This window comes from Streptomyces sp. NPDC056361, from assembly GCF_042262805.1.
In the GTDB taxonomy this organism is placed as follows: Bacteria; Actinomycetota; Actinomycetes; order Streptomycetales; family Streptomycetaceae; genus Streptomyces.
The window spans coordinates 1-8,881 of record NZ_JBHJQI010000225.1 but is presented as its reverse complement, the minus strand read 5'-3'; the positions used below and the strand labels follow the sequence as shown (position 1 = coordinate 8,881).

Here is an 8,881-nt window from a genome sequence, read left to right as displayed (position 1 = left end):
GGAACTCTCCCGTCGCCAACCCCCTTGATTCCGAACGGTGTTACTGCCGGCCGACGTATGCCGCCAGGTGCTCGCCGGTGCGGGTCGAGCGGTTCTCCACGAGTTCGGCGGGCGTGCCCTCGAAGACGACCCGGCCGCCTTCCTGACCGGCGCCGGGGCCGACGTCGACGATCCAGTCGGCGTGCGCCATCACGGCCTGGTGGTGCTCGATGACGATGACCGACTTGCCGGAGTCGACGAGGCGGTCGAGCAGGCCGAGGAGGTTCTCCACGTCGGCGAGGTGGAGGCCGGTGGTCGGCTCGTCGAGGACGTAGACGCCGCCCTTCTCCGCCATGTGCGTGGCCAGCTTGAGCCGCTGGCGCTCGCCGCCCGACAGGGTGGTGAGCGGCCGGCCGATGTCGAGGTAGCCGAGGCCGACGTCGGAGAGGCGCTCCAGGATGCGGAGGGCGGCGGGGACGCGGGTCTCACCGGCGCCGAAGAAGTCCTTCGCCTCGTCGACCGGCATCGCGAGGACCTCGCTGATGTCGCGGCCGCCGAACCGGTACTCGAGGACCGACGCCTCGAACCGCTTGCCCTCGCAGTCCTCGCAGGTGGTGGCGGCGCCCGCCATCATCGCCAGGTCGGTGTAGATGACGCCGGCGCCGTTGCAGGTGGGGCAGGCGCCCTCGGAGTTGGCGCTGAACAGGGCCGGCTTCACGCCGTTGGCCTTGGCGAAGGCGTTCCGGATCGGGTCGAGCAGCCCGGTGTACGTCGCCGGGTTGCTGCGGCGCGAACCCTTGATCGGCGCCTGGTCGACGGAGACCACGCCCTCGCGGCGCGCCACCGAGCCGTGGATCAGCGAGCTCTTGCCGGAGCCGGCGACGCCGGTGACCACGCAGAGCACGCCGAGCGGGATGTCGACGTCGACGTCCTGGAGGTTGTGCGTCCTGGCGCCGCGGATCTCCAGGTGCCCGTCGGCCTTGCGCACCGTGTCCTTGACGGCGGCGCGGTCGTCGAAGTGGCGGCCGGTGACCGTGCCGCTGGCGCGCAGCCCGTCGAGGGTGCCCTCGAACATCACCTGGCCGCCGCCGGAGCCGGCCCGCGGGCCGATGTCGACGATGTGGTCGGCGATGGCGATCGTCTCCGGCTTGTGCTCGACGACGAGGACCGTGTTGCCCTTGTTCCGCAGCTCCAGGAGCAGGTCGTTCATCCGGCTGATGTCGTACGGGTGGAGGCCGGTGGTGGGCTCGTCGAAGACGTAGGTGGTGTCGGTGAGCGAGGAGCCGAGGTGGCGGATCATCTTGATCCGCTGGCCCTCGCCGCCGGACAGGGTGCCCGCGGGGCGGTCCAGGGAGAGGTAGCCGAGGCCGATCCGCACGATCGAGTCCAGGGTGTGCAGCAGCTTGGCGAGCAGCGGCGCGACCGACGGCTCGTCGAGGCCGCGGACCCAGGCGGCCAGGTCCCTGATCTCCATCGCGCAGGCGTCGGCGATGGAGACGCCGCCGATCTTCGACGACCTGGCCTCCTCGCTGAGCCGCGAACCGCCGCACTCGGGACACGAGGTGAAGGTGACCGCGCGCTCCACGAACGCCCGGATGTGCGGCTGGAGGGAGTCCTTGTCCTTGGAGAGCATGGACTTCTGGATCTTCGGGATCAGGCCCTCGTAGTTGAGGTTGACGCCGTCGACCTTGACCTTGCGCGCCTCGCCGTGGAGGAACTCCGCCATCTCGTCGGCGGTGAAGTCGCGGATCGGCTTCTTCGGGTCGAGGATGCCCGAGTCGGTGTAGACCCGGGTGGTCCAGAAGCTGTCCTGCTTCCAGCCGGGGATGGTGAACGCGCCGTCGCCGAGCGCCTTCGACTCGTCGTACAGCTGGGTGAGGTCGATGTCGTTCGCGGTGCCGCGGCCCTCGCAGCGGGCGCACATGCCGCCGTGGTAGACGGCCTTGGTGACGACGAGCTTCTCGCCCTTGCCCTTGTCGATGCTCATGGCGCCGCTGGCGACCCGCTTGGGGACGTTGAAGGCGAACGCGCTGGGCGGGCCGATGTACGGCGCGCCCAGGCGGCTGAAGAGGATGCGGAGCATCGCGTTGGTGTCGGTGGCGGTGCCGACCGTGGAGCGGGGGTCGGCGCCGAGGCGCTGCTGGTCGACGACGATCGCGGTCGTCAGCCCTTCGAGGACGTCGACCTCGGGGCGGGCGATCGACGGCATGAAGCCCTGGACGAAGGCGCTGTACGTCTCGTTGATCATCCGCTGGGACTCGGCGGCGATCGTGCCGAACACGAGGGAGCTCTTGCCCGAGCCGGACACCCCGGTGAACACCGTCAGTCTGCGCTTGGGGAGCTCGACGCTGACGTCCTTGAGGTTGTTCACCCGTGCCCCGTGCACGCGGATCAGGTCGTGACGGTCGGCGACGTGCGGCTCGGCGGAGCGCGCGTCCGTGCCGGTGTCCTTGCTCATGGTCTCTCCATCTCTCCGGATGGGACCGCCCTTGCCCGGCCCCATCCGGCGAGCTTAGGCGGGCACGCTCGAATCCCCCTCGAATCCCGCTCGAATTCTCCTCGCGGGGGGCTTGAGGAGAATTCGAGCGGGAATCCAGGGGGACGCGAGCCGGATCGGGGGGGATGGGCCGGGTGCGAGGGGCGCTCCGGGCGGGCGGGGCGGAGGCGGCCGGGGTCAGCGCTCCTGGAGGAGGCCGAGGACGTTGCCGTCGACGTCGGTGACGGTGGCCACGAGACGGCCGCCGCCGACCTCGGCGGCGGGGTTCTGCACGACGGCGCCGGCCGCGATCACCTCGGCCAACTTCGCCTCGATGTCCGGCACGTGCCAGTAGGCGACCGGGGACGCCATGCCCTGCGTGCCCGCCCCGGGGACCAGGCCGATGTGCTGCCCCGCGACGTCGAAGCCGACGTAGAAGTCCTCGTCGGTCTGCGGTTCGACGCCGAGCAGTGCGGTGTACACGGTCTTGGCCGTCGCCAGGTCCTTGACGGGGTGGAGCACCGTCTTGATTCCCTGGGTGCCGGGGTGGGACATGATCACTCCTAGGTCGGGATCGTGTTTCCGCATGCTAGGGAAAACCCCTCCCCGGATGCTTCTCCGTTCTTGCTCACTCAAGTGGGATTCCAGCCATCTTTGACCGGAATTACAGAGCGCCTTGTCAGGCTGCGAGCGCGTTGCATCCAGAAGGGGAATCACGTGAAGAAGCTCGCATTGGTCACAACGGTGATCGTGACCGGCCTGGTGGGTCCGGCCGTCACCCCGGTGGCGGCGGTGGAGGCGGTCACGCCGGCCGCAAGCGTGGCCTGGTCGCCGTGTCCGGAAAACGATCCGACCCTCGGAGCCATGCTCAAGGGCCTCGAGTGCGGCACGGTCCAGGTGCCGCTCGACTACAGCCAGCCCGAGGGCCGGAAGATCAGTCTGGCACTGACCCGGGCCAAGCACACCGTCGCCGACGCGCAGTACAAGGGCGTCGTGATCCTGCACCGCGGCCAGTGGCCCGGCCCGATCGCGCGCGACCTGCCCACCCGTTACGCCAAGGGCACCACCGGCCTCGCGGCGGACGTCGGCGCGGCCTACGACTTCATCGGCTTCGACCCGCGCGGCGTCGGCGCCAGCGAGCCGGCGATCGTCTGCGACCCGACCTACATCAACCCGGGCCAGGCGCTTCCCGAGCCCGTGCCGGCCTCGCCCGCCGCCGAGCAGGCCCTGGTGGACCGGGCCCGCGCGTACGCCCAGAGCTGCGGACAGCAGTACGGCGACGTGCTCGACCACCTGACCACCAAGGACTCCGCGCGCGACCTGGAGCAGATGCGCATCGCGCTCGGCCAGGAGAAGATCACCTACTTCGGCACCGACTGGGGCACCTACCTCGGCTCGGTCTACGCCTCCATGTACCCGAACCGGGTGCAGCGGATGATCCTCGACAGCGTGGTCAGCCCGAGCGGCGTCGGCTTCCTCAACCAGCTCGGCAAGAACTTCACGACCGAGCAGAACGCCGGCATCTTCTTCACCTGGGTCGCCAAGTACGACTCCGTCTACCACCTGGGCACGACCGCCGCCCAGGTCGAGGCGAAGTACTACCAGGCCCAGGAGAGCCTGAGGACCGCGCCCGTCGACGGCAAGATAGGCCCGGCGGAGTGGGCCGACGTCTTCGAGCCGGTCGTCTACCGCCACTGGATCTGGCTGAACCGCGCGAAGATCCTCTCGGACTTCGTCGTGAACAACGACCCGACGTCGCTGAAGGCCAACTTCTCCGACCCGGGCTTCCCGCACCAGAACCGCCACACCATGACCAACGCGGTCAACTGCACCGACGGCCCGTGGCCGAAGGACTGGAACACCTACAGCGCGGCCTACCACTCCCAGTACGCCGTCGGCACCACCTTCCTGACCTGGAACAACGCCTGGTACACCGCGCCGTGCGCCTTCTGGCCGGCCGCCTCCCAGACCCCGGTGCAGGTCGGCAACTCCTCGGTGGACGTCCTCATCGTGCAGCCCGAGTTCGACACCTCGCACGGCGTCCTCGGCGCCTACGACACGCACCTGCGCTTCCCCAACTCCCGCTTCATCATGGAGAAGGGCGGCCACAGCGTGGGTGCGGCCCTGTCGGCGAACGGCAACACCTGCCTCAACGCCTACCTCAGCGACTACCTGAGGGACGGCACCCGGCCCGCCTCCAAGTGGGGTGTCGACGCCACCTGCGCGGCGGCTCCCGACCCGGTGCCGGCCGGCGCCTGAGCGGACACGGACGCGCCCCGCATGAGCGAGACATGCGGGACGCGGACGGGCCCCGCATGAGCGAGACATGCGGGGCCCGTGGCCTCCGTGACGAAAGGAAGCGGCGTTCTCCGGGAAGGCTTCGCCCGGAGGGCGCCGCTCCGGCTCAGCGCACCGCCGTGGCCGCACCGGCCCGGTGGGCGTCGGCCAACTGGGCCAGGGTGCGCGCGAGTTCGTTGGGCGCGGGCATCGTGAGGACTTCCAGGCGCAGCCGCCGGGCGTTGGCCCGGAGCGTCTCGTCCTCGATGAGCCGGACGATCGCGGCGCGGACGCCGGGCCCGTCCACCTCGGCGGGCTTCATGGCGAGCCCCGCCCCCGACCGCTCCAGGCACTGGAGCTTCAGCGGCACGTCGAACGCCCGGCTGACGAGCAGCTGGGGGACGCCGTAGCGCAGCGCGCAGCCGAACGACCAGGTCCCGCCGTGGTGCACCATGGCCGTGCAGGTCGGCAGGACGTCGGCGAGCGGCACGGACTCCACCAGGCGGGTGTTGTCCGGCACCCGGCGCAGCTTGTCCTGGGACTCCCGCGGCAGCGTGAGGACCAGCTCCATCTCCAGATCGCCGACCGAGTCGAGGATCTCCTGGATCTTCTCGACGGGCAGCAGCTGCCGCACCGGCCCGTCGTTCACCGCGTCGCCGAACGTCATCAGGACCCGCGGCGCGCGCGGCGGCTCGGCCAGCCAACGCGGCACCACCGTCGGGCCGTTGTACGGCACGAACTGCATGGGGAGCGTCGTCGGCCGGGAGTCGGGGCGGAACGCGCCGGGCAGCGGGTCGATCGTGAACTGGCCGTTCACCAGGTCCTCGGAGAACTCGACGCCGTACTTCCCCGCCCAGCCGGACAGCCAGTCGCGCAGGCCGTCGGCGCGGTCCTCCGGGGGCTGCTGCCGCTGCGCGTGCAGGAAGTCCTCGCGCATGCGGCTGTAGACGTCCACCGAGTACAGCACCCGGGCGTGCGCCGCGCCGACCGCGGCGGCGGCCACCGCGCCCGCGAACGCCTTCGCGCCCCAGAGCACCAGATCGGGCTTCCATTCGAGGGCGAAGCCGACCACGTCGTCCATCATCGTGTCGTTGGACCGCCGGGCCTGCGGCAGCACCAGGTTCTCGAAGACCCCGGTGGCCTGCTCCCAGCTCAGCCGGTCGCGGTCGGGGCGGACGTCGAACAGCGGGTCGAGGCCGCCCCCCTGCCCCGGTCCGCCGGGTCCGCCCGGTCCGCCCTGCGCCGCCCCGCCGGCCGCGGGCGCCGCCGCCGCCTTCTTCCGCTGGTCGCGCCGGTCGCGCTGCCTGCGCACCTCGGCGGTCTCGCCCGGTCCGACGCTGATGCCGGTGAGCCCGGCCCCGGTGACGTCGTCGAGGAGGTCGGGCCAGCCGGCCACCCGTACCTCGTGGCCCGCGGTCTGCAGGGACCAAGCCAGCGGAATCAGGTTGAACAGGTGCGTCTTAAAGGGAAACGGCACAATGAGTACACGCATGACGGACCGCCTTCGCGTCGGGGCCGGGGGAGTTTGGGGGTGCTCCGCCCTTGCCGGTCCCGATCATCATGCTCACGCGTCCGGTACGGGTCTTCTCCAGATTTGCCGGGTGCCACCGGTTGCGGCGGTGACCAGGAGCGTGACGGCGGCGACCACGAGGGCCGCCGGGACCGGGCCCGCCAGATCGCAGAGCGCGCCCATGACCAGGATCGACACCGCCACGCCGGAGGGCAGCAGGGTCGCCCGCAGCGTCACCACCGACGACAGCTCCTCGGCGGAGGCCGCGGCGAGCAGCCGGTTGTTGAAGTGCACGAAGGCAACCTCGAAGAGCACCAGGAACACCGCGTACAGCACCAGCGTCGGTGCCGTACGGCCCACCAGGACCGCGGCGAGCAGCGGCGCCATGGGCAGCACCGCCCAGACGGCCGACGGGACCCGGTCGAGGTACTGCTGCGCCGGCAGCGCGGCGAGCGAACCCGCGAAGATCGCGAGCGCCGACATCGCGACGAACACGCCCACCAGGCGGGTCCCGCCGTCCAGGAGGTGGAGCGGGATCACGGTGACGGCCACCGTGTGGAAGCCCTGCCAGAACGCCACGAGCAGGAACCGGGCGAACAGCCGGCGCACCACCGGGTCCTCGACCCGCAGCCGGGTGTCGGCCGCGGCCTTCTCGCCGTCCTTCTCCCCGGAGGCGGCGACCCCGGACGCCGGCAGCGCCCAGGCGAGCAGCGCGGAGAGCGCGAGGGTCGCCGCGTTCACGGCGATCAGGCCCCGCAGCGAGAGGACGGACCCGGCCGGTCCCGCCAGCGCGGCGCCCACGCTCAGGCCGGTCAACTTGCCGATCTCGGCGACGGTGTTGGCCCGGTCGAGCCGGTCGGCCGGGACCGCGCCGCGCAGCACGACTGCGGTGGCCGAGCGGGTGACCGCCTCGAAGAAGCCCCGGGCCAGGACGAGTCCGGTGGCGACGGCGAGCAGCACGGACCCCGGGGCCGCGAGCGCGGCGGCGGTGAGCAGCAGGCTCGCGGGCTCGGCCAGCCGGATCAGCCGCTCCGGGGCGCGCCGGGCGAGCAGCCGGTTGAGCGGTGCGGCGAGCAGCAGCGCGGGCAGCCAGGGGGCGCTCAGGACGGCGCCGGCGAGCAGTCCCGAACCGGTGACGGAACCGACGTGGGTGGACAGGCTCACGAGAAGCAGAAAACTCCCGCACGTGTTGACGAACAGCAATGCGGGAGTGAAATGAGGCGACCGGAATGCCGCGGGAAATAACGTCATGAAGTATCCCTCCAGGGCTGGAGGATGGCAGAGCTGAACGGATTTCGGCCAAGGGGAAGTCTGTCTATCTTGAACACATGACAGCAGCCATAGAGGGCGGCCCGTGCATCGTGATGGTCGATGCCTATGCCGCGGTCCGTTCGCTCGTTCTGGAATTCCGGGAGCAGGGGTGCTCCGTCGTCCGCGTGCAGAGCACGCGTGGCGTGCCGTACGTCTACCGCTCGGCCCCGCACGTTCCCGACGACTTCGTCGCCGACATCGTCCACGAGGGCGACGTCGCGGCCACGGCCGACGCGATCGCGGGGTTCGCGCCGATCGCGGTGATCTCGGGCGGCGAGATCGGCGTGGAGCTCGCGGACCTGCTCGCGGAGCGGCTCGGCCTGCCCGGCAACGGCACCGACCTCAGCGCGGCGCGCCGCGACAAGCACCTGATGATCGAGACCCTGCGGGCCGCCGGGCTCCGCGCGGCCCGGCAGCTGCGGGCCACCGACGCGGACGAACTCGCCGCCTGGCACCGCGAGCTCGGCGGCCGGGTCGTGGTGAAGCCGCCGCGCAGCGCCGGCAGCCAGGGCGTCTCCTTCTGCGACACGCCGGAGGAGTCCGTCGCCGCCTACCGGTCCCTCGCCGACGCCGACGACGTCTTCGACGAGCCCAACCGGGGGGCCGTGGCCCAGGAGTACCTGGCGGGCACCGAGTACATGGTCAACACCGTGAGCCGGGACGGCCGCCACCACGTGTGCGACGTCTGGCGGACCGGCCGGGTCAGCGCGAACGGCGTCGTCGACCTCTGCGACGCCCTGTCCCTCGTCGACTCCGGCAGCCGGGTCGTGGAGCCGCTCACGGAGTACGGCTTCCAGGTCCTCGACGCCCTCGGCATCCGGCACGGACCCGCGCACCTGGAGATCAGGATGACCCCGGACGGTCCGTGCCTGGTCGAGGTCGGCGCCCGGATCGCCGGCGGCGGCATCCCGGCCGCCGCCGGCCTCGGCATCGGCGCCTCGCAGCTGGACTGGACCGTCGAGGCCTTCCTGCGGCCCGAGCGGTTCCACGCCCGCGCGGGGACCCCGTACGAGGTGAAGCGGTACTGCGCGATCGCCGGCATGGTCTCGCCGGTGGAGGGGGTGCTCCGGGAGTACCGGGGGATCGAGGAGATCGAGCGCCTGGAGGGCTTCCACGCCCTGGCGACCCTGGTGAAGCCGGGCCAGGACCTCCGCAGGACGGTCGACGACCTCACGTACCCGGTGATCGTGACGCTGCTGCACGACCTCGACGAGGTCGTGCAGCGCGACCTGAACACCATCCGGCACCTCGACGGCGTCGGGTTCTACGCCCTCGACGGCTCCTGACCGCCGTTCGACCGGGCCCCGACCGGCCGCCGACCGCGCCAC

6 protein-coding genes are annotated in these 8,881 nt (G+C 71.3%); 2 read left to right on the top strand and 4 right to left on the bottom strand.

Annotation, left to right across the window (positions count from 1 at the left end):
* Window positions 1-40: 40 nt before the first annotated feature.
* Together ACFCY7_RS38425 and ACFCY7_RS38420 are read right to left on the bottom strand one after the other, a co-directional pair.
* Window positions 41-2,437, bottom strand: coding sequence for an ATP-binding cassette domain-containing protein (locus ACFCY7_RS38425; protein WP_376490727.1), 2,397 nt, complete (start codon window positions 2,435-2,437; stop codon window positions 41-43).
* Window positions 2,438-2,653: 216 nt separating this feature from the next.
* Window positions 2,654-3,010, bottom strand: coding sequence for a VOC family protein (locus ACFCY7_RS38420; protein ID WP_376490726.1), 357 nt, complete (start codon window positions 3,008-3,010; stop codon window positions 2,654-2,656).
* Between the two features lie 162 nt (window positions 3,011-3,172).
* Here ACFCY7_RS38420 and ACFCY7_RS38415 point away from each other — a divergent pair, with 162 nt between their 5' ends.
* Entirely contained in the window at window positions 3,173-4,714 is a 1,542-nt protein-coding gene (locus tag ACFCY7_RS38415; protein ID WP_376490725.1) for an alpha/beta fold hydrolase, read from the top strand.
* Window positions 4,715-4,859: 145 nt separating this feature from the next.
* On the opposite strand, the gene ACFCY7_RS38410 is transcribed toward ACFCY7_RS38415, so the two are convergent.
* Together ACFCY7_RS38410 and ACFCY7_RS38405 are read right to left on the bottom strand one after the other, a co-directional pair.
* The gene (locus tag ACFCY7_RS38410) at window positions 4,860-6,224 is read right to left on the bottom strand and encodes a nucleotide disphospho-sugar-binding domain-containing protein (RefSeq protein WP_376490724.1); all 1,365 of its coding nucleotides are present in this window, start codon (window positions 6,222-6,224) and stop codon (window positions 4,860-4,862) included.
* Window positions 6,225-6,296: 72 nt separating this feature from the next.
* A complete protein-coding gene (locus ACFCY7_RS38405) occupies window positions 6,297-7,493 on the bottom strand; it encodes an MFS transporter (RefSeq protein WP_376490723.1) in 1,197 nt (398 codons plus the stop codon).
* Between the two features lie 77 nt (window positions 7,494-7,570).
* Between ACFCY7_RS38405 and ACFCY7_RS38400 the strand changes: the two genes are divergently transcribed.
* Entirely contained in the window at window positions 7,571-8,839 is a 1,269-nt protein-coding gene (locus ACFCY7_RS38400) for an ATP-grasp domain-containing protein (protein WP_376490722.1), read from the top strand.
* The last annotated feature ends 42 nt before the right edge of the window (window positions 8,840-8,881 follow it).

What these genes read in the sequence shown, in the direction of transcription:
- ACFCY7_RS38425 (WP_376490727.1), bottom strand. Translation starts at nt 2,437, where the DNA reads ATGAGCAAGGACACCGGCACGGACGCGCGCTCCGCCGAGCCGCACGTC.
- ACFCY7_RS38420 (WP_376490726.1), bottom strand. Translation starts at nt 3,010, where the DNA reads ATGTCCCACCCCGGCACCCAGGGAATCAAGACGGTGCTCCACCCCGTC.
- ACFCY7_RS38410 (WP_376490724.1), bottom strand. Translation starts at nt 6,224, where the DNA reads ATGCGTGTACTCATTGTGCCGTTTCCCTTTAAGACGCACCTGTTCAAC.
- ACFCY7_RS38405 (WP_376490723.1), bottom strand. Translation starts at nt 7,493, where the DNA reads ATGACGTTATTTCCCGCGGCATTCCGGTCGCCTCATTTCACTCCCGCA.
- ACFCY7_RS38400 (WP_376490722.1), top strand. Translation starts at nt 7,571, where the DNA reads ATGACAGCAGCCATAGAGGGCGGCCCGTGCATCGTGATGGTCGATGCC.